Raw genomic sequence first — 18,763 nt, 5'->3', positions numbered from 1 at the left:
CTGATCATAGGCCGACCTTGCGACTCGGGGGGACCATGCGCGCATCCTTGAAATGGCTGACCCTTTCGGCGGCCGCCTTCGTGGCCGGACAGGCGGCCGCCCAGGAGCTGCTGATCCACGGCGGCCCGATCTACACCGGGACCGCCAAGGTCGAGGCCCTGGCCGTCAAGGACGGCAAGGTCGCCTTCGCGGGTCCCCTGGCCCAGGCGCGGGCCGCCGTTCCCGGCGCTCAGGACGTCGACCTGGCCGGCGCGGCCGCCTTTCCGGGCTTCGTGGACGCTCACGCGCACCTCTCCGGCGTCGGCTTCCGCGAGATGACCCTCAGCCTGGAGGGCACGCCCTCGGCCGCGGCGCTCACCGAGCGGCTCAAGACCTGGGCGGCCGAGCATCCGGGAACCGAGCCGATCTCCGGCCGCGGCTGGATCGAGACCCACTGGCCCGAAAAGCGCTTCCCGACCCGCGCCGACCTCGACGCCGCCGTGCCCGACCGGCCCGTCGCGCTCACCCGCGCCGACGGCCACGCCCTGGTGGCCAATTCGAAGATGCTGGCCCTGGCTGGCTTGACGGCCGGGACGGAGGCGCCCTCAGGCGGCCAGATCCTCAAGGACGCGTCGGGCCAGCCGACCGGCATGTTGATCGACAACGCCATGGACCTGGTCGCGGGCAAGATCCCGCCGCCCACGCCCGCCCAGCGCGCCGAGGCCGTGCGGCGCGGCGCCGACCTCTACGCCTCGCGCGGCTGGACCGGCCTGCACAACATGAGCGTCGAGGCCGCCGAGGTCGCGGACCAGAAGGCGCTCGCTGCGGCCGGCAAGCTGTCCGTCCGTATCGACAACTACCTCCGCCCCGAGGACGGCGCGCAGGTGCTCTCAGCCGGCCCCTCGCAGGATCCGACCGGCCTGGTGCGCGTGCGCGGCGTGAAGATGTACATGGACGGCGCCTTGGGCTCGCGCGGCGCCGCGCTGCTGGCTCCCTATTCGGACGCCGAGGGAACCGGCCTCATCCTCACCCCGCGCGCGCAGATCGACGCGGCGCTGGCCAAGGCGCGGGCCTCCGGCGCCCAGGTCGCGATCCACGCCATCGGGGACCGCGGAAACCGCATCGTCCTGGACGCCTACCAGCAGGCCTTCGCCGATGACCCCGCCTCCCTGAAGGCCGCCCGCTGGCGGGTGGAGCACGCCCAGATCCTCGCCCCCGAAGACTTGCCGCGCTTCGCCCGGATGGGCGTCGTGGCCTCCATGCAGCCGTCCCACGCCATCGGCGACCTCTACTTCGCCCCTGCGCGTCTGGGAGAGGACCGCCTCAAGGGCGCCTATGCCTGGGAAAGCCTGCTGAAGACCGGCGCGGTCATCGCCGGCGGCTCCGACGCCCCGGTGGAGAAGGGCGATCCGCTGGTGGAGTTCTACGCCGCCGCCTACCGCCACGACCTGGCCGGCAACGCCGGAGCCGACTGGGGCCTGGATGAGGCCGTCACCCGCGCCCAGGCCCTGGCGATGTTCACCACCGGCCCGGCCTACGCCGCTTTCCGTGAGGCCGAGCTTGGCCAGTTGGCCCCCGGCCGCCCCGCCGACATCTCGGTCTTCTCCGTCGACCTGATGACCGCCCCCTTCGCCGACATCGCCAAGGCCCACGCGGTCATGACCATCGTCGGCGGCAAGGTGGTCTACGAGGCAAGGAAGTAGGCAGATCCTCCTCCTCTGATGGATCGCCCAACGTGTCATCCCGGCGGAGCTAAAGCGACATCCCGCCATCCACCGTGATGCTCGCCCCGGTCATGTACCCGGTCTCCGGCCGCGCCAGATAGGCCACCAGCCCGCCGACCTCTTCCGGCTCCCCGACCCGGCCCAGCGGAATGCGCGGGACCAGCCAGTCGATCGCCTCTCGGGTCATGTCGGTGCGGATCGGGCCGGGTTGGACGTTGTTGACCGTGATCCCTCGCGGCGCGAGGTCGAGCGCCGCCGAGCGCACCAGCGCCCCGACCGCCGATTTGGTCATGCCGTAGATGCTCGAACCGGCGACCGCGCGATTGGCCGTATTGCTGCCGATGGTGATGATCCGCCCGCCCGCGCCCATGTGCTTCTGCGCCGCCTGGATCGCCAGGAACACGCCCCGCAGGTTGATCTCCAGGCTGCGGTCCAGGTCCGCCAGGCTCGCGTCCTCGATCGCGCCCAGAGCCAGCACGCCGGCGTTGATCACTGCGATGTCCAGGCGCCCGAGGCGTTCGGCCGCCTGGCGCGCGGCGGCCTGTACGGCGTCCGCATCGGCGCTGTCGGCGTGCAGGGGCAGGGCGGTCCGCCCCTCGGCCTCGATCAACTTGGCGGTCGCCGCCGCTCTGTCGGGGGACGACACATAGGTCAACGCCACGTCCGCGCCTTCCTGGGCCAGTCGCACGGCGATCGCCGCACCGATGCCCCGCGATCCGCCGAACACGATCGCCGCCTTGCCTTCGAGATTCTCACGCATGCTTGCTTCCTTCTTGACTGATTATTCCAGAATTTTGCGGCCGTTGCGCCCTCCGCGCCGGCCGTCATCGGTCATTCAGATTGCGGAATGATCGATCCAAAATTGAGCAAAAGACGCCTCATCGAAGCGCCCTGATCGCCAGCTCTCCCAGTGCTCGAAGCTGGTCGCGCCCGGCCCCGGCCCGCGCCGCGATCCGGATGCCGGCGATATTCGCCAGCAGGAAGCCTGCGGCCTCTTCCGGAACGATGGAAGCGGCCACGTTGCCCTGCGCCTGCGCCCGCGCGATCTGCTCGGCGAAGGCCGAGGAGAGGGCGCGGTCGGCGCTCTGATGCAGCCGGCTGAGATCGTCGTGGGCGCGTCCGAATTCGCAGACCGACCCGACGCCCAGGCAAGCCTGACCGGCTTGCTCGACCACCCGGGCGATCGCGGCGTTCAGCCCGTCGATGGCCTTCGGCCCGTGGTTCAGCGCCTCGCGATGCGCCAGCGCCTCGCGCTGCGTGTACCGCTCGACCGCCTCGCAATAGAGCCGCCATTTGTCGCCGAAGGTGTCGTACAGGCTCTGGCGGCCGATCTGCATCGCGCCCACCAGCATCTGGGCCGAGGTCCCCTCGAACCCATGCTCGCGAAACACCCCGATCGCGGCGTCGAGCGCGTCATCCCGGTCGAATGTCTTGGGCCTGGCCATAAAAGTCAGATGGAGATACTGGAACGATCAGTCAAGTATCCCTCTCAAGAAATGAAGGAAGAGAGGCGCGTGCCCAGATTCTCCCGCGCCGGGGAAATGGCCCGAAGGCGAGACGGAGGGGGCCGCCTCAGGCGGTCTCGGCTATCGGCTGCCCCAGCGCGGGCGTCTAACGCCTAGCCCGCATACGCCGAGATCAGCCGCTCGGCCGCCGCAGCGAGGCCATTCGACGGCCGGTCCTCGTCGAAGAGCTGGGTCGAGATGTAGGCGCCTTCGATCAGCAGCAGCAGGGCGTCGCCGAGGCCTTGCGCGTCCGCAGCGCCCATCTCTGCGGCCATGGCCCGCAGGCGGGTCCGCAGTTCGGCCTTGTGGTTCTGGGCTTCGGTCCGCGCCGGGTGGCCGTGCTCGGGATACTCGACCACCGCGTTGGTCAGCGGGCAGCCGCGGTAGCCGTCCTTGCGCGCGCGGACGGCCAGTTCGTCGCAGAAAGTCAGGATCTGCGCCCGCGGGTCGCCCGGATGCTGTTTCGCGGCGGCTTCGAAATAGTCCCAGAAGCCATCGGCGGCCCGGCGCATGACCGCCGCGGCCAGCTCGTCCTTGGACTTGAAGGTCCGGTAGAGGCTCGGCTTGGTCACCCCGGCCCTGGCGACGATCTCATCGACGCCCACCGCGCGGATGCCCTCGCGATAGAAGAGGTCACGGGCGGTTTCGAAGATCTTGTCGGCGGCGCGCGGGGGCGTGGGTTTCGGCTGGCTCATGACTTCGCTTGACGATGTAACTGACCGGTACGTATACAAAGTGCGAAACTTACAGGTCAGTAACATTATGATAGCCCCGGCCCGTCCCTTTGGCCAGAAATACGCGTTCGTCGCCGCGGGCGTGGTGTTCGCCGCCCTGATGGCCGCCGCAGGCCTGCGTTCGGCGCCCGGCGTGCTGATGCTACCGCTGGAGCGGGCCTTCGGCTGGGACAGAGGCGCGATCTCGGCGGCCGCGGCGGTGGGCATCTTCCTCTATGGCCTGACCGGTCCGTTCGCCGCGGCCCTGATGCAGTCCTTCGGCGTGCGCCGCACCGTCACCCTGGCCCTGGTGACGATGGCGGCCTCGACGGCGCTCTCCTCGCTGATGAGCGAGCCCTGGCAGTACGTGGCGACCTGGGGCGTGATGACCGGCGTCGGCTCCGGCGCGGTGGCCATGGTGCTGGGCGCGACCGTCGTGAATCGCTGGTTCGTCGAGCGTCGCGGCCTGATGATGGGGCTGCTCAGCGCTTCTACGGCCACCGGCTCGCTGATCTTCCTGCCGGGCATGGCCGCCCTGGCCGAGGCCGGCGGCTGGCGCCCGGTGGTGCTGGCGGTCGCCGCGGTGATGGCGCTCCTGGTCCCCGTCGTCTGGTTCCTGCTGCCCGAGACGCCTGCCGCCATCGGCCAGAAGCCCTATGGCGCGCCCGCCGACTATCAGGCCCCGCAGGCCGGCGGGGCAGGAGCCCTGCGCGGCGCGTTCGGCGCGCTCTTCCGGGCGGCGCGCACGCGCACCTTCTGGCTGCTGTTCGCCGGCTTCTTCGTCTGCGGCCTGACCACCAACGGCCTGGTGGGCGTGCACATGATCGCCATGTGCGCCGACTACGGCCTGCCCGAGACCCGCGCCGCCGGCCTCCTGGCGCTGATGGGGATCTTCGATCTGATCGGCACCACCGCTTCGGGCTGGCTCACCGACCGCTACGACCCGCGCAAGCTGCTCTTCGTCTATTACGGGCTACGCGGCCTCTCGCTGATGGCCCTGCCGTTCACCGATTTCTCGTTCCTGGCGCTCAGCGCCTTCGCCGTCTTCTACGGCCTGGACTGGATCGCCACCGTGCCGCCGACTGTCAGGCTGGCCACAGAGGCCTTTGGCGACCGCGACGGGCCCATCGTCTTCGGCTGGATCGCCGCAGGCCACCAGGCGGGCGCGGCGACGGCCGCGATCACTGCCGGCGTCATCCGCGCGAGCCAGGGGCGCTACCTGGAAGCCTTCGTCCTGGCGGGCCTGGCCGGCCTCGTCGCAGCGGTCGCCTCGATCATGATCCGCCGAGGCGCGGCCGAGCCGGCATTCGCCTAGCGCGCTTCCGGCAAGGCCAGCAGTTGCTCGCGCGTTTGCTGGGTCTGGACGTCGAAGTCGTCCGGCTCGCCGCGCTCGGGCACGGCCTTCAGGCCGGCCAGCGGCAATTGCACCCGGCGGTCGGGCAAGGGATCGCGCTGGTCGATCTCGACGATGACCCCGGTGACCATGCCGTCCGTCCCGACGATCAGGTTCTCGACCTCGCCGATCTCGCGGCCGCTGGCGTCGAGCAGGTCGGCGTCCTCGAGCTGTTCGCGAGTAACGCCCAGCGGCGTGTTCCCGGTCTGAGCGACGGCCGCAGGGGCGAGGCTTGCTGCGGCCAGAAGGCCGATCATCAGGCTTTTCATGAGGATCTCCCGAGCGATTTCAGGTGCGGATGCAACCTCAGTTCATCCTTGCGGGAAGATCAATATCGCAGATTGAGAAGTCCGCGCCCTTCTCCTGGCGAACCCGGGCGGCCAGGGCCGCGAAGGCCTCGCCGCGCTCGTTCATCACCTCGACCTTCGGGCGCTCGGCCGGCGGAAGGTCGGCGGCGACCCGCACGCGGATCATCCGGTCCGGCTGCGCCGGCGGCTCGCCCACCGTCATGGCGCGGATGACGTCCAGCCCGATCACCGCCCGGCCCCAGGGCGTGTAGTCCCGGTCGAGCCGCCGGCTCGCCGCGCGCATGAAGAAGATCTCGGAGTTGGCCGTGTCCTCGGCCGCCTGCCGGCCCATGCCGGCCACACCGGGGCAGTAGGCGCCCCAGGCCCTGCGACCGCCGCCCGCCGCGTTCTGGGCCTCCAGGTCGGAGGCGCCCTCAATCGGCAGGGAGCCCAGAAACCCCGCCACCCTGTCGGTCGCGCGGACGACCATCTTCGCCCCGTCCTCCGGCTTCAGCCGAAATGTGAATTCCGGTGGCAGGTCCGGATGAACCGAGACCCCGCCGTCGCGGTTGTTGGGGTTGCCCGTCTGGTCGACGAAGTTCTCGATGACCCGATGGAACAGCAGGCCGTCATAGACGCCTTCCCTGGTCAGGAGCTTGACCCGCTCCACCGCCTTGGGCGCGACCTGCGGCGCCATCTCGACCACGATCCGGCCCTTGGAGGTGTCGATGACCAAGGTGTCGTCGGGATCGAGTGTTCGCCAGTCGGCGGCCTGGGCTGGAGCTGCGGCGAGGAGGGCGGCGGTGATGGCGATCGTCCGGATCATGCGAGGAATATGAAGGAAACCCGCCGATGGCGGCCAGCAAAGCTTGCTAAGATGTAATGCAAGCTACCTTGCTATAACCACTACTACGCGATACAAGATACCTCGAACTGGAGGCTCGCCGTGGTCGAAACCGTACAGGTCCAACTGAAGAAGGGAGTGCTCGAGCTCTGCGTGCTCGCCTTGCTCTCCCGACACGACAGCTACGCCTACGAGATCGCGAGCCAGTTGGCCGAGGGGATCGATATGGGCGAGGGGACGATCTATCCGTTGATGCGGCGGATGCAGAGCGATGGGCTGGTCGAGACCTATCTGGTCGAGAGCCCCGCCGGACCGCCGCGCAAGTACTACAAGCTTACGGAGGCGGGGAGGGTTAGCTTCTCCGCACAAAAGGCGGAATGGGCAGCCTTTTCTCGGGCTGTCGAGAGCATTCTGGGAGACGCCGAATGAACCGTCAGGCCTTCATCGACCGATTGCGGCTCGGCCTGTCGGGCCTGCCTGCAGTGGCGATCGCCGAAGCCGTCGCCGACTATGAGGCTCACTTCGCCGAAGGCGTCGCGGCCAGTCGCACCGAAGAGGAGGTGGCCGCTGCGCTTGGCGATCCGACCCGCCTCGCCCGCGAGCTGCGCGCCGAGATCGGCCTGAAGAAATGGGAGGAGCAGCGCAACCCGACCTCCGCCGTCAGCGCCGTCTTCGCCGTTCTCGGCCTCGGCGCCATCGACCTGCTGATCCTGCTGCCGATCCTCATGACCGTCGCCAGCGTGCTCTTCGGCCTGATCGTCGCGGTCGGGGCGGTGTTCCTCGGCGGCGGCTTCATGTTCGCGGCCGGGCCGTTCCTGGATCCACCGGGCGGGCCGGCCGCGGCCCTGCTGGGCGGCATCGGCCTGATGGCCCTGTCGGCCTCGGTCGGGGCCATCCTGACCATCGTGGTCATCGGCATGGTCAATGCCCTCGTCTGGTACGGGCGCCTTCACTACCGGCTGCTGAAGCCGGCCATCGAACCTGTCTCCGCCCAAGGAGCGACCCCATGATCCGCGTCCTCCTCCTCATCGCCGTGGCCGGCCTCTTCGTCGGCGCCGCGGCCCTCGGCGGCGCGGCCGCCCTCGGTGGGCCGGAACTCGCCAGCCGTCATTGGGAGTGGTTCGCCTGGCACGACCACGACGGCCGTCATTTCGAGCGAGGCCGCCGCGACCGCGACTGGGGGCCCCCCTCCTCGCCCAAGCGCCAGGAGGCCAACGAGGCGACCCGCGAACTGACCTGGGACGGCTCGACCCGCGCGATCTTCGACGTGCCGGCCAGCATCGAGTTCGTCCAGGCCGCCGCCGGGCCGGGCAAGGTCACCATCACCGGGCCGAAGGAGCTGGTCGATCAGGTGCGCCTCTCGGGCGGCCGGCTCAGCCTCGCCAAGTCGCCGCCGGAATATGTCCGCCTGCGCATCGCCATCGCCGCCCCCGCGATCACCGAGTTCGAGATCGGCGGCGACAACCGCCTGGAGATCCGCGACTTCAAGCAGGGGCGGCTGTCCATCTCGGCCAGCGGTTCGGCCGAGGTCCTGGCCAGCGGCCAGGCCCGGGAACTGGTGCTCGACCTTTCCGGCTCGGGCGAGGCCGACCTCGCCGACCTGGTCAACGACGCGGCCAGGGCCAAGGTCTCCGGTGCGGCCGAAGCGGTCATCGCCCCGCGCGAGGCGGCCAACCTCGACATCTCCGGTTCGGCCTCCGTGCGGCTGGTCACTCACCCCAAGCGCCTCGAAACCGACGTCACCGGCGCCGGCTCGATCATCTTCGAGGACGGCAGCCGCGCCAGCAGCCCCTCCGACGCGGAGGAGGAGGAAGCCCGCAAGGCGTAGCGGTCGGAAATCGGCCGCGCCTAACCCCGCCCCAGCGCCTTCAGGACCACCGGCGCCAGCCCTCGGGCGATGACCGTGACGCCTTGGCTGTTGGGGTGAAAGCCGTCCCGCTGGTTCAGGCGCGGCGTCTGTCCCACGCCGGCCAGCAGGTTCGGATAGAGCGGCACGCGATGAGCCTTGGCCACGGCCGGGAAGATCGCCTGGAACTCGCGGGCATAGCCGCGGCCGATCACCGTCGGTGGGTTAAGACCTGCCAGCAGAACCTTGATTTTGCGTGCTTTCAGGCGAGCGACGATCTTGTCCAGATTGGCCTGGCTGCGTCTGGGGTCGATCCCCTGCAAAAGGTCGTTGCCGCCCAGAGCGACGACGCAGAGCGTGGTGTCGCGCTGGACGCTGAAGTCGACCCGCGCCAGGCCGCCGGCCGTGGTGTCGCCGGAAACCCCGGCGCCGCGCACCAGCGCCGCAGAGCCGAGCCGCCGAAGCTGCGCCTGAAGTTGCGCGGGCAGGGCCGCGCTCGCCGGCAGGCCAAACCCGGCGGTGATCGAATCCCCCAGCATGGTGATCACCGGGCGGGCCTGGGCCAGGCTCGGCAGCGGGATCGCCGCCAGGGCGCCGGCCAGCAGAATTCGGCGTGTCGGGGACGGTATGGGTGTCTCGCGCATTCTGCTGTCCTATCTAGGCTCTAGCCCGCCAAGCTCAACCGCCCGAGGCCGCCTTGTCCGACACGCCGCCGCTCGTCCTGAGAAACGTCTCCCTGACCCTGCCGTCGGCCGCCGGCCCCGTGGAGATCCTCAAGGACTTGAGCTTTTCGGTGGCGCCCCGCGAGCGCATCGCCATCACTGGTCCCTCGGGCTCTGGCAAGTCCAGCCTGATCGCCGTGGCCGCCGGCCTGGAACAGCCCACCGCCGGCAGCGTCGAGCTGCTGGGCCGGGAACTGGCGCGGCTGGACGAGGATGGCCGCGCCCGGCTGCGGCGGGGCAAGGTCTCCCTGGTCTTCCAGGCCTTCCACCTCTTGCCCAACATGACCGCCCTGGAGAACGTCGCCGCGCCCATGGAGATCGCCGGCCTGGCCAATGCCGAGGCGACGGCGCGCGCCTGGCTCGACCGCGTCGGGCTTTCGGCCCGCCAGCGGCACTATCCGCATCAGCTTTCCGGCGGCGAGCAGCAGCGCGTGGCCCTGGCGCGTGCGCTCGCCCCGCGGCCGGCCCTGCTGTTCGCCGACGAGCCCACCGGCAATCTCGACGCGTCCAACGCCGCCAGGGTCGCCGACCTGCTCTTCGGCCTGGTGGCGGAGGAGGGGGCGGCCATGGTGCTCGTCACCCACGACCCGGCGCTGGCCGGTCGCGCCGACCGCCAGGTGCGCCTCGCCGGCGGCCACACATGAACCTCGCCCTGCGCTTTGCGGCCCGTGAGCTGCGCTCGGGCGTCAAGGGTTTTCGGATCTTCCTGGCCTGCCTGGCGCTGGGCGTCGCCGCCATCGCCGCGGCCGGCTCGACCGCCGAGGCGTTCCGGCAGGGCCTGGCCTCGCAAGCCCGCGAGATCCTCGGCGGCGACCTGGCGGTCACCGTCGACCAGCGGCGCTTCACCCCGGCCGAGCGCGCGGCCATCGAGCGGGCGGGGCGCGTCTCATGGGCGGTCGGCAGCCGCGCCATGGCCGAGGCCCCGTCCGGCGAGCGCCGGCTGGTGGAGCTGCGGGGGGTCAGCGCCGCCTATCCTCTCGCAGGCGCAGTCACGCTTGAGAGCGGCGGCGACCTGCAGCAGGCGATCCGTCCTGCGGCCGATGGCGCCGCCGGCGCGGTCATCGAGCGGGTGCTGCTGGAGCGCCTGGCCCTTCACGTCGGCGACCGCATTCTGGTCGGCGAGCTGCCGGTGGAGATCCGCGGCGTGTTGGTGCAGGAGCCCGATCGCCTGTCGCGTGGCTTCGCCCTCGGCCCGCGGGTCCTGGTTCAGCGCCAGGCGGTGGAGAGGGGCGGTTTCCTCCAGCCCGGCCTGCCGTTCCTGGAAACCGCCAGGATCGCCCTGCCGCAGGGCGTCTCCCCGGTGGAGGCCCGCAAGGCCATGCGCAAGACGATCAAGGACCGCACCGTGCGGATGCGCGACCGCCAGGACGCCACGCCCGGCGTGAGCTGGCTGATCGACCAGCTCGAATACTTCCTCGGCTTCATTGGTCTCGCCTCCCTGGTGGCAGGTGGCCTCGGCGTCTTCGGGGCGGTCTCGGCCTTCCTTGAAGAGCGCAAGCCCTCGATCGCGGTGCTGAAGGCCCTGGGCGCCGAGGGCGACTTCATCCGCAACCTCTATCTCGCCCAGATCGGGGTCCTGGCGCTGCTGGGCGTCGCCGTCGGCGTGGCGCTGGGCGCGGCCGCGCCGTTCGTGCTCGCCGGCCTGATCCCGAAGGACCTCACCGTGCCGGCCCTGTTCGCGGTCTATCCGGAGCCGCTGCTGCGCGCCGCCGCCTTTGGCCTGCTGTCGGCGGCGGCCTTCTCCCTGGCGCCCCTGGCCCGGGCCCGCGCCACCCCGCCGGCCAGTCTCTTCCGCCGCGACGTCGGCGCGCGCCTGGCCTGGAGCGGCGAGACCATCGCCGCCGCCTTGGCCGCCCTGGGGCTGGCGGTCCTTTCGGTCCTGACCGCCCCGACTCCGCTGGCCGCCGGCCTGATGATCGGCGGCGTGGCCGTGTCGTTCCTGCTGCTCTGGTGGCTGGGGCGGCTGGCGACGCGCCTGGCCGGCCGGCTGCGAGGCGGCGCGCGCGGCATGGTCCGCATGGGCCTGGCCAACCTCGCAGGGCCACGCTCAGCCGCCCGCACCGCCGCCCCGGCCATCGGCCTCGGCGTCGGACTGCTGGCCGCCGTCGTGCTGATCCAGTCGAGCCTGCTGCGTCAGGTCGCCGAGGTCGCGCCCCGCACCGCCCCGGCCATAGTCTTCACCGAGATCCCCGGCGCGGAAGCCGCCCGCTTCGACCAGGCGGTGGCCGCCGCCTTCGGTCAGCCCCTGACCGCCGGCAACTATCTGCGCGCCCCGTTCCTCACCGGCCGCATCGTCCGCATCAAGGACCGTCCGGTGGACCGCAAATCCATCCCCGAACGCCAGCGCTGGGCCTTCGACAACGACGTCTCCATCTCCGCCATCGGCGCTAAGCCGCGCGGCGCCGACATCGTCGAGGGCGAGTGGTGGCCGGCCGACTATCGCGGCCCGCCCCTGCTCGCCATGGAGGTCGAGGCCGCCAGGGCCGCCGGACTGGGGCTCGGCGACGACGTCACCCTCTCGGTGCTCGGCCGCGAGATCGAGGCGAAGCTCGCCGTCCTGCGCAAGGTGGACGTCGGCGGCTTCGGGCCGAGCTTCCCCCTGATCCTTACCCCAGCCTCTCTGGAGGGAGCGGACCTGCGCCACGTCGCCATCGCCAAGGCCGACCGCGCCCAGGAGGCCCGCGTCACCCGCGCCCTCGGCCGCGATTTCCCGGAGGTGAACGTGATCTCGGTGCGCGAGCAGTTGGAGGCGGCCACCGATCTCTTCGACCGGCTGGCCCTGGCGATCCGCGCCGCCGCCGCGGTGGCGGCCCTGGCCGGCCTGCTGGTCCTGACCGGCGCCATCGCCGCCCGCGCCCAGGCGCGCACCCGCGAGGCCTCGATCCTCAAGGTGCTGGGCGCTACCCGGCTGCAGGTGCTGGGCGCCTATGTCCTGGAGTACGGCGCGGTCGGCCTGATCGCCGGCGTCACCGGTGTCGGCCTCGGCTGTCTGGCCGCCTGGCCGGTGGTCACCCAGATCTTCAAGGCGCAGTGGGCGGTGGACTGGTCGGGCGTGTTTCTGTTGGTCTTCGGAGCAGCGCTGCTGGCCGGTCTCGGCGGACTTTTCGCCACCCTGCACGCCCTCGCCAAGCGACCTGCGGCCGCCCTTCGAACAGAGTGAATCCGCATTAAGGATACGGTTACCGACGCAACGGCGTACTTCCCGTCGATGAGGTCCGCCCGCTCCAACCCCGCCTTTGATCACGGCGCTGCGCTTCGCGTTCCGCCGCCCAACGACACCCGTAACTGGCACAAGCTCTGGGCTTGGCTTGGCGACGATGCGCACGCCATGACTGAGGCCGGCGCAGTCCAGGTCTGCACGCCGCAAGGGTGGTGCATCGCCCATTCCGGCGACTGGATCGTGCTGTCGGTCAGCGGCGATTTCCATGTGGCCCATACTGGCCGCACGCTGGACGCCTGAGGGGCGAAAAAGGAGGCCGCCCGTGGGGCGGGCGGCCTTAGTCACCTCAACGAACAGCCCTTATTCGCCGGTTTTCCGGCGCCGCGTCCCGAAGTGAGATCCTTCGCCTAAGGCCATGCAATTGCGGCGCCAATTGTCGCTTTTCGTGGGAACTTGGTCCTTTGACCGGACCGGCCGACGCCTTAGCCTCCGGCGCACGGAGGACGCGCCATGCTCTTGCTCAAGCCGAACTGCGAATGCTGTGGCAAGGACCTGCCGCCCGCCGCTGGCGACGCCCGTATCTGCAGCTTCGAATGCACCTTCTGCGCCGCCTGCGCCGAAGGCGTCCTGCAGGGCGCCTGCCCCAACTGCGGCGGCGGCTTCGCGCCGCGCCCGATCAGGCCCGCGAGCCTTCTAGCCCGCTACCCGGCGTCATCGGAGCGTGTGGTCCCTGGATGCTCCCCGATTGGGGAAGCTGACTGACGAGCCTCCCCGCAAGGGAAGGAGCTTAGGCCGCCCGCAGAGCCAGCCAGGCCTTCTGCACGCCGGCCAGGCGCTCTTCGGAGCTGCCCTCGATCTCGGTGCGCGCATCGAAGGATACGCCGGTCATGTCGCCCCGCCGCCAGCGCACGCGCACGTCGTAGACGACACCGCCGAGCAGTTGCAGCAGCACGAAGCGCGAGGGCAGGGGATAGATCGAGGAAATCTGCAGGCGCGCGCCGCCCTTGCTCAGGTCCACGATGGTGCAATCGGCCCAGTGGGCCATGCCCTGGCCATAGAACACTCTGGCGCGCAGGTTGGTCGGTTCGCGAGGGTGTTCTCTGCGATCGGAATAGTCGGGCTCGGTCACAGCGGGATCCTTAGGGGCGAACGCTTTAAAACAGGCTTAACTATAGCGTCCGGCCAAGGACATCCAAAGCCATAAAACGCTGATATGCGAAACGCGGCGTGTCGTCGCGGCGCTGAAAAACGGTCGGCGGCGGCGGAGAAGTACGCGGCGTGAACCGTGGCCGAAGGGCCATTCCTCAGAGATTTCCACGGCGAGGGGTAGAATCGACGTTCCCCGCCGTCGTATCGGAAGGCTCGCGCGGCGAGCGAAGTCGCCGCCTAGTGTTGCAGTACGGAAGGATACCGGCTTTGGACGACGCCCTGCGGCGCGCTGCGCTCGCCTATCACCAGCTTGGACGCCCCGGGAAGCTCAGCGTCGAACCCACCAAGCCGATGGCGACTCAGCGGGACCTGGCCCTGGCCTATTCGCCCGGCGTCGCTGCGGCCTGCAACGCCATCGTCGAGGATGCGGCCTGGGCCGAACGGCTCACGGCCCGCGGCAACCTCGTCGCCGTCATCACCAACGGCACCGCGGTCCTGGGGCTCGGCAACATCGGGCCACTGGCCTCCAAGCCCGTGATGGAAGGCAAGGCCGTCCTCTTCAAGAAGTTCGCCGGTATCGACGTCTTCGACCTGGAGGTCGACGCCTCCGACCCGGCCCGCTTCGTAGAGGTGGTCGCGGCCCTCGAACCGACCTTCGGCGGCATCAACCTCGAGGACATCAAGGCCCCCGAATGCTTCACCATCGAGCGCCAGTTGCGCGCGCGGATGAACATTCCGGTCTTCCATGACGACCAGCACGGCACGGCCATCGTCTGCGCCGCCGCGGTCCGCAACGCCCTGACGATCCAGGGCAAGTCGCTCGGCGAGGTGAAGCTCGTCACCTCCGGCGCCGGCGCCGCGGCGCTCGCCTGCGTCGATCTGCTGGTCAGCATGGGCCTGCCCGCCGACAACGTCACCCTGACCGACATCAACGGCGTGGTCCGCAAGGATCGCGGCGACCTGACGCCGGAGCTCGCCCGCTATGCGCGCGACACCAACGCCCAGACCCTGCCGGAGGTGCTGTCGGGCGCGGACATCTTCCTGGGCCTCTCGGCCCCCCGGGTGTTCAAGCCCGAGTGGCTGCCGCTGCTGGCCAAGAACCCGATGATCCTGGCCCTGGCCAATCCGGAGCCGGAGATCCGGCCCGAGGACGTCCTGGCCGCCCGGCCCGACGCCATCGTCGCCACCGGCCGCTCGGACTATCCGAACCAGGTCAACAACGTCCTCTGCTTCCCGTTCATCTTCCGCGGCGCCCTCGACGTCGGCGCAACCGAGATCAACGAGGCCATGAAGAAGGCCGCCGCCGAGGCTATCGCCGAACTCGCCCGCGTCGAGGCCAGCGAGGTCGTCGCCAGCGCCTATGCCGGCCAGGCTCCGCTGTTCGGCCGCGACTATGTGATCCCCAAGCCCTTCGATCCGCGCCTGATCCTCGAGATCGCGCCGGCCGTCGCCAAGGCGGCCATGGACTCCGGCGTCGCCCGCCGGCCGATCGCCGACTTCGACGCCTACCGCACCGAGCTCGAAGGCTACGTCTATCGTTCGGGCCAACTCATGCGCCCGGTCTTCGCCCAGGCCCGCGACTGCAAGCGCCGCATCGCCTATGCCGAGGGCGAGGACGAGCGGGTCCTGCGGGCGGTCCAGACCGTCGCCGACGAACAGCTCGCCCGGCCTGTGCTGGTCGGCCGCCGCCACGTCATCGAGGCTAAGATACGCGAGCTCGGTCTTCGCCTCGTCATCGACCGCGACATGGAGATCTTCGATCCGGAGAACGATCTGATCGAGGACATCGCCGCCGAATACCGCGCCATCGTCGAGCGTCGCGGCGTGCCGGCGGCCGCGGCCAGCCGGCGGGTCACCAACCGTCCGACCGTGGGCGCCTCCATGCTGCTTCGCCGCGGCCTGGTCGACGGGGCCCTGGTGGGCGGCAGCGGCGACTGGTGGCGCCACTTCACCTACGCCCTGCCGGTGGTGCCGCTGCGGCCGGGGGTCTCGCGCGCGTCGGCCTTGTCCTGCGTGATCCTGCCCAAGGGCGCGCTGTTCTTCTGCGACACCCACGTCAACGTCGATCCCACCGCTGAGCAGATCGCCGAGGCGACCATCCTGGCGGCCGAGGCGGTGCGCGGCTTCGGCGTCACCCCGAAGGTGGCGCTGCTCTCGCACTCCAGCTTCGGCTCCTCGAACTCGCCCTCGGCCCGCAAGATGCGCCAGGCCCTGGCCATCATCCACGAAGCGGCGCCCGGCCTCGACGTGGACGGCGAGATGCACGGCGATGCGGCCCTCTCCGAGCAGGTCCGCGGCCGCTACATCTCCGGCGGCGCCTTCTCGGGCGACGCCAACCTGCTGATCGCGCCCTCGCTGGATGCGGCCAACATCGCGCTCACCCTGCTCAGCGCCGCCACCGAGGCGGTCGAGGTGGGGCCGATGCTGCTGGGCCTCTCCAAGCCGCTGCACGTGCTCAGCCCGGCCGCTACCGTCCGCGGGATCGTCAACATGACAGCCCTTGTGGCCAGCCAGGCGGCCGGAACCCACGCAGGAGCCGTTGCCTGACGTAACGGCGCCAGGCTTTTCTTCCGCCGACCGATCGCCACATCCAGGGGGCGAGGCCAAAGGGAGAAGCGTCATGGGTCCGTTCAAGCTGCTGATCGGGGGGCGCCTCGTGGACGGCGACAGCCTGATGGATGTCGTCAATCCGGCGACGGAGGGGCTCGTCGCCCAATGCGCGCGGGCCTCGAAGGCCCAGCTCGACGAGGCCGTGGCCGCCGCCAAGGCGGCGTTCCCGGCCTGGAGCGCCCGCCCCATCGCGGAGCGCCGCGCCGCGCTCGCCGCCATGGCCGACGTCATCCAGGCCAACGCCGCCGAGATCGGCCGCATCCTGACCCAAGAGCAGGGCAAGCCGCTGCAGGACGCCATCGGGGAGGCCTACGGCGCCTCGGCCTTCTTCCGCTATTTCTCGAACATCGACCTGCCGACCAAGATCCTCGAGGACAGCCCGCAGAAGAAGGTCGAGCTGCGCCGCCGTCCCCTCGGCGTGGTCGGCGCGATCGTCCCCTGGAACTTCCCGCTGATCCTGATGGCCTTCAAGGTTCCGGCGGCCCTGCTGGCCGGCAACACCGTGGTGCTGAAGCCCGCGGCCACCACGCCTCTGGCCACCCTGAAGATCGCCGAACTGGTGAAAGACCTGCTGCCGGCCGGCGTTCTCAACGTCATCGCCGACGCCAACGACCTGGGCGGCGAGCTCACCAAGCATCCGGACATCCGCAAGATATCCTTCACCGGCTCCACCGAGACCGGGCGCAAGGTGATGGCCGGGGCGGCCGACGCGCTCAAGCGCATCACCCTGGAACTGGGCGGCAACGACGCCGGCATCGTGCTCGGCGACGTCGATCCGGTCGAGACCGCGCCCAAGATCTTCGGCGCGGCCTTCCAGAACTCCGGCCAGGTCTGCATCGCCATGAAGCGGGTCTATGTGCACGAGAGCATCTACGACGCCATGTGCGCCGAACTCGCCAAGCTGGCCGAGGCGGCGGTCGTCGGCGACGGCCTGGAGCAGGGGACCCAGTTCGGCCCGCTGCAGAACAAGGCCCAATACGAGAAGGTGCTCGGCTTCATCGAGGAAGGCCGCAAGGACGGCAAGGTCATCGCCGGCGGCGAGCGCGCGCCAGGCAAGGGCTACTTCATCCGCCCGACCATCGTCCGCGACATCACCGACGGCTCGCGCCTGGTCGACGAGGAGCAGTTCGGCCCCGTCCTGCCGCTGATCAAGTTCAAGGACGCCGAGGACGCCCTGCGCCGCGCCAACGCCTCCGACTACGGCCTGGGCGGCTCCATCTGGTCGAAGGACCTCGACAAGGCCTACGAGCTCGCCGGGCGCATGGACACCGGTACGGTCTGGATCAACAAGCACGCCGAGCTCGCCCCGAACCTGCCGTTCGGCGGCGCCAAGGCATCAGGCCTGGGGACCGAGCTCGGCGAGGAGGGTCTGGCCGAATTCACCCAGGTCCACGTCATCAACATGGCCCGCTGACGCCGCGGAGCCTTCCGTAACGTCGGTCTTTCATCGGCCTTTTGCAGGGTACATCCTCCTCCTCGATCTGGCGCAAGACCAGGCGTTGAGGAGGAACCCATGGCCAGCAACCTGCCCAAGGCCTGCATCGTCGGGGCCGGCTGTTCCGGTTTCACCACCGCCAAGCGGCTGCAGGACCTGGGCGTTCCGTTCGACTGCTTCGAGATGTCGGACGACATCGGCGGCAACTGGTACTTCAAGAACCCGAACGGCCTGTCGGCCTGCTACCAGAGTCTCCACATCGACACCTCCAAGTGGCGGCTGGCCTTCGAGGACTATCCAGTCCCGGCCGACTGGCCGGACTTCCCCCACCACGCCCAGCTCCTGAAGTACTTCCACGACTATGTGGACCACTTCGGCCTGCGCCCCCTGATCACCTTCAACACCAAGGTCGAGCGGGCCGAGCGCACCGCCGACGGCCTTTGGACGGTCACTCTCTCGACCGGCGAGACGCGACTCTATGATGTGCTGCTGGTCTGCAACGGCCACCATTGGGACGCCCGCAGCCCCGAATATCCCGGAACCTTCGACGGGCCGGCCTTCCATGCCCACGACTATCGCGGGCCGTTCGACCCGGTGGACATGCGCGGCAAGAACATCGTCGTGGTCGGCATGGGCAATTCGGCGATGGACATCGCCTCCGAGCTCTCGCAGCGCCCGATCGCCCGAAACCTCTGGGTCGCCGCGCGCCGGGGCGTCTGGGTGCTGCCGAAGTACATCGACGGCCACGTCGCCGACAAAGCCTCCATGCCGCACTGGATGCCCCGCAAGCTCGGCCTCTCCCTGGCCCGCAAGAAGATTAAGCGCGCCATCGGGCGCATGGAGGACTATGGCCTGCCGAAGCCCGACCACGAGCCGCTGGAGGCCCACCCGTCGGTGTCGGGCGAGTTCCTGACGAGGGCTGGCTGCGGCGATGTGAAGTTCAAACCGAACATCGCCCAGCTCATGGGCCGACAGGTCCGCTTCGAGGACGGCAGCGTCGAGGATGTCGACGCCATCGTCTACGCCACCGGCTACCGGATCAGCTTCCCGTTCTTCGACGACCCCGACCTGCTTCCGGACGCCGAGAACCGTTTCCCGCTGTTCAAGCGGATGATGCGGCCGGACGTCCCGAACCTCTTCTTCATGGGCCTGGCCCAGCCGCTGCCGACCCTGGTGAACTTCGCCGAGCAGCAGGCCAAGCTGGTCGGCGCCTATCTCACCGGCCGCTATCGTCCGCCGCCGCCCGCCACACGATCCAGGTCGACTTCGGCGTCTATGTCCACGACCTGCTGCGCGAGATCCGCGCCGGCGAAGGCCGCGCCAAGTCCGCCGGCGACGCGCTGCCGATCCCCGCTCGCGCCGAAACCGGACGGCTGGCGGCGGCGGAGTGACCGCC

Annotated in this window: 18 protein-coding genes and 1 pseudogene; 12 read left to right on the top strand and 7 right to left on the bottom strand. The window is 69.9% G+C overall.

Annotated features, from left to right (window positions below; all coding sequences use genetic code 11):
- Positions 1 to 35: 35 nt before the first annotated feature.
- Positions 36 to 1,682 carry an amidohydrolase gene (locus tag ABID41_RS01030; protein WP_354297021.1) on the top strand — a complete coding sequence of 549 codons (1,647 nt, stop codon included), beginning with the start codon at positions 36 to 38 and terminating at the stop codon, positions 1,680 to 1,682.
- A gap of 49 nt (positions 1,683 to 1,731) precedes the next feature.
- On the opposite strand, the gene ABID41_RS01025 is transcribed toward ABID41_RS01030, so the two are convergent.
- The 3 genes from ABID41_RS01025 to ABID41_RS01015 form a co-directional block, all read right to left on the bottom strand.
- A complete protein-coding gene (locus ABID41_RS01025) occupies positions 1,732 to 2,463 on the bottom strand; it encodes an SDR family NAD(P)-dependent oxidoreductase (protein WP_331932181.1) in 732 nt (243 codons plus the stop codon).
- Between the two features lie 118 nt (positions 2,464 to 2,581).
- Positions 2,582 to 3,148, bottom strand: a complete 567-nt coding sequence (locus ABID41_RS01020; protein WP_331932180.1) for a TetR/AcrR family transcriptional regulator — start codon at positions 3,146 to 3,148, stop codon at positions 2,582 to 2,584.
- Positions 3,149 to 3,321: 173 nt separating this feature from the next.
- Entirely contained in the window at positions 3,322 to 3,903 is a 582-nt protein-coding gene (locus tag ABID41_RS01015; RefSeq protein ID WP_331932179.1) for a TetR/AcrR family transcriptional regulator, read from the bottom strand.
- A gap of 67 nt (positions 3,904 to 3,970) precedes the next feature.
- Between ABID41_RS01015 and ABID41_RS01010 the strand changes: the two genes are divergently transcribed.
- On the top strand, positions 3,971 to 5,236 hold the full coding sequence (locus tag ABID41_RS01010; protein ID WP_354297018.1) for an MFS transporter: 1,266 nt from the start codon (positions 3,971 to 3,973) through the stop codon (positions 5,234 to 5,236).
- Here ABID41_RS01010 and ABID41_RS01005 read toward each other — a convergent pair.
- On the bottom strand, positions 5,233 to 5,583 hold the full coding sequence (locus ABID41_RS01005) for a hypothetical protein (protein ID WP_331930027.1): 351 nt from the start codon (positions 5,581 to 5,583) through the stop codon (positions 5,233 to 5,235). The genes ABID41_RS01010 and ABID41_RS01005 overlap by 4 nt on opposite strands.
- Before the next feature lie 37 nt (positions 5,584 to 5,620).
- Positions 5,621 to 6,427: a peptidylprolyl isomerase gene (locus ABID41_RS01000; RefSeq protein WP_331930025.1), complete on the bottom strand. Its 807-nt coding sequence runs from the start codon at positions 6,425 to 6,427 to the stop codon at positions 5,621 to 5,623.
- 120 nt (positions 6,428 to 6,547) lie between these two features.
- On the opposite strand from ABID41_RS01000, the gene ABID41_RS00995 reads away from it, so the two are divergent.
- The 3 genes from ABID41_RS00995 to ABID41_RS00985 are packed head-to-tail and all read left to right on the top strand — an operon-like array spanning position 6,548 to position 8,273.
- Positions 6,548 to 6,874, top strand: a complete 327-nt coding sequence (locus tag ABID41_RS00995) for a PadR family transcriptional regulator (protein WP_331930023.1) — start codon at positions 6,548 to 6,550, stop codon at positions 6,872 to 6,874.
- Positions 6,871 to 7,455 carry a DUF1700 domain-containing protein gene (locus tag ABID41_RS00990; protein ID WP_354297014.1) on the top strand — a complete coding sequence of 195 codons (585 nt, stop codon included), beginning with the start codon at positions 6,871 to 6,873 and terminating at the stop codon, positions 7,453 to 7,455. Before ABID41_RS00995 ends, ABID41_RS00990 begins: the two co-directional genes overlap by 4 nt.
- The gene (locus ABID41_RS00985) at positions 7,452 to 8,273 is read left to right on the top strand and encodes a GIN domain-containing protein (RefSeq protein WP_331930019.1); all 822 of its coding nucleotides are present in this window, start codon (positions 7,452 to 7,454) and stop codon (positions 8,271 to 8,273) included. The genes ABID41_RS00990 and ABID41_RS00985 overlap by 4 nt, the downstream gene beginning before the upstream one ends.
- Positions 8,274 to 8,293: 20 nt before the next feature.
- Here ABID41_RS00985 and ABID41_RS00980 read toward each other — a convergent pair whose 3' ends face one another.
- On the bottom strand, positions 8,294 to 8,935 hold the full coding sequence (locus ABID41_RS00980) for an arylesterase (RefSeq protein WP_354297011.1): 642 nt from the start codon (positions 8,933 to 8,935) through the stop codon (positions 8,294 to 8,296).
- A gap of 53 nt (positions 8,936 to 8,988) precedes the next feature.
- Here ABID41_RS00980 and ABID41_RS00975 point away from each other — a divergent pair, with 53 nt between their 5' ends.
- The 4 genes from ABID41_RS00975 to ABID41_RS00960 all read left to right on the top strand — a co-directional run bounded on the left by ABID41_RS00975 (position 8,989) and on the right by ABID41_RS00960 (position 12,935).
- Complete coding sequence (locus ABID41_RS00975; protein ID WP_354297009.1) at positions 8,989 to 9,657, top strand: ABC transporter ATP-binding protein; 669 nt, start codon at positions 8,989 to 8,991, stop codon at positions 9,655 to 9,657.
- The gene (locus ABID41_RS00970; RefSeq protein WP_354297007.1) at positions 9,654 to 12,173 is read left to right on the top strand and encodes an ABC transporter permease; all 2,520 of its coding nucleotides are present in this window, start codon (positions 9,654 to 9,656) and stop codon (positions 12,171 to 12,173) included. The genes ABID41_RS00975 and ABID41_RS00970 overlap by 4 nt, the downstream gene beginning before the upstream one ends.
- A gap of 48 nt (positions 12,174 to 12,221) precedes the next feature.
- Positions 12,222 to 12,473 carry a hypothetical protein gene (locus ABID41_RS00965; protein ID WP_354297005.1) on the top strand — a complete coding sequence of 84 codons (252 nt, stop codon included), beginning with the start codon at positions 12,222 to 12,224 and terminating at the stop codon, positions 12,471 to 12,473.
- 210 nt (positions 12,474 to 12,683) lie between these two features.
- Positions 12,684 to 12,935, top strand: coding sequence for a DUF1272 domain-containing protein (locus ABID41_RS00960; RefSeq protein ID WP_354297003.1), 252 nt, complete (start codon positions 12,684 to 12,686; stop codon positions 12,933 to 12,935).
- Between the two features lie 25 nt (positions 12,936 to 12,960).
- Here ABID41_RS00960 and ABID41_RS00955 read toward each other — a convergent pair whose 3' ends face one another.
- On the bottom strand, positions 12,961 to 13,302 hold the full coding sequence (locus tag ABID41_RS00955; RefSeq protein ID WP_354297001.1) for a PilZ domain-containing protein: 342 nt from the start codon (positions 13,300 to 13,302) through the stop codon (positions 12,961 to 12,963).
- Positions 13,303 to 13,589: 287 nt separating this feature from the next.
- Here ABID41_RS00955 and ABID41_RS00950 point away from each other — a divergent pair, with 287 nt between their 5' ends.
- The 3 genes and pseudogenes from ABID41_RS00950 (at position 13,590) to ABID41_RS00940 (ending at position 18,758) form a co-directional block, all read left to right on the top strand.
- Complete coding sequence (locus ABID41_RS00950; RefSeq protein WP_354296999.1) at positions 13,590 to 15,869, top strand: NADP-dependent malic enzyme; 2,280 nt, start codon at positions 13,590 to 13,592, stop codon at positions 15,867 to 15,869.
- A 73-nt stretch (positions 15,870 to 15,942) separates the two neighbouring features.
- Complete coding sequence (locus ABID41_RS00945; protein WP_354296997.1) at positions 15,943 to 17,346, top strand: aldehyde dehydrogenase family protein; 1,404 nt, start codon at positions 15,943 to 15,945, stop codon at positions 17,344 to 17,346.
- 99 nt (positions 17,347 to 17,445) lie between these two features.
- Positions 17,446 to 18,758: pseudogene (locus tag ABID41_RS00940) on the top strand (flavin-containing monooxygenase).
- The last annotated feature ends 5 nt before the right edge of the window (positions 18,759 to 18,763 follow it).

Source organism: Phenylobacterium koreense (assembly GCF_040545335.1).
Lineage (GTDB): Bacteria > Pseudomonadota > Alphaproteobacteria > Caulobacterales > Caulobacteraceae > Phenylobacterium > Phenylobacterium koreense.
This window is presented reverse-complemented; position numbering and strand designations above follow the sequence as displayed.

Bases quoted from the DNA above. Each gene is read 5' to 3' on its own strand.
- ABID41_RS01030 (WP_354297021.1), top strand. From the start codon at position 36: ATGCGCGCATCCTTGAAATGGCTGACCCTTTCGGCGGCCGCCTTCGTG.
- ABID41_RS01025 (WP_331932181.1), bottom strand. From the start codon at position 2,463: ATGCGTGAGAATCTCGAAGGCAAGGCGGCGATCGTGTTCGGCGGATCG.
- ABID41_RS01020 (WP_331932180.1), bottom strand. From the start codon at position 3,148: ATGGCCAGGCCCAAGACATTCGACCGGGATGACGCGCTCGACGCCGCG.
- ABID41_RS01015 (WP_331932179.1), bottom strand. From the start codon at position 3,903: ATGAGCCAGCCGAAACCCACGCCCCCGCGCGCCGCCGACAAGATCTTC.
- ABID41_RS01010 (WP_354297018.1), top strand. From the start codon at position 3,971: ATGATAGCCCCGGCCCGTCCCTTTGGCCAGAAATACGCGTTCGTCGCC.
- ABID41_RS01005 (WP_331930027.1), bottom strand. From the start codon at position 5,583: ATGAAAAGCCTGATGATCGGCCTTCTGGCCGCAGCAAGCCTCGCCCCT.
- ABID41_RS01000 (WP_331930025.1), bottom strand. From the start codon at position 6,427: ATGATCCGGACGATCGCCATCACCGCCGCCCTCCTCGCCGCAGCTCCA.
- ABID41_RS00990 (WP_354297014.1), top strand. From the start codon at position 6,871: ATGAACCGTCAGGCCTTCATCGACCGATTGCGGCTCGGCCTGTCGGGC.
- ABID41_RS00985 (WP_331930019.1), top strand. From the start codon at position 7,452: ATGATCCGCGTCCTCCTCCTCATCGCCGTGGCCGGCCTCTTCGTCGGC.
- ABID41_RS00980 (WP_354297011.1), bottom strand. From the start codon at position 8,935: ATGCGCGAGACACCCATACCGTCCCCGACACGCCGAATTCTGCTGGCC.
- ABID41_RS00970 (WP_354297007.1), top strand. From the start codon at position 9,654: ATGAACCTCGCCCTGCGCTTTGCGGCCCGTGAGCTGCGCTCGGGCGTC.
- ABID41_RS00965 (WP_354297005.1), top strand. From the start codon at position 12,222: ATGAGGTCCGCCCGCTCCAACCCCGCCTTTGATCACGGCGCTGCGCTT.
- ABID41_RS00960 (WP_354297003.1), top strand. From the start codon at position 12,684: ATGCTCTTGCTCAAGCCGAACTGCGAATGCTGTGGCAAGGACCTGCCG.
- ABID41_RS00945 (WP_354296997.1), top strand. From the start codon at position 15,943: ATGGGTCCGTTCAAGCTGCTGATCGGGGGGCGCCTCGTGGACGGCGAC.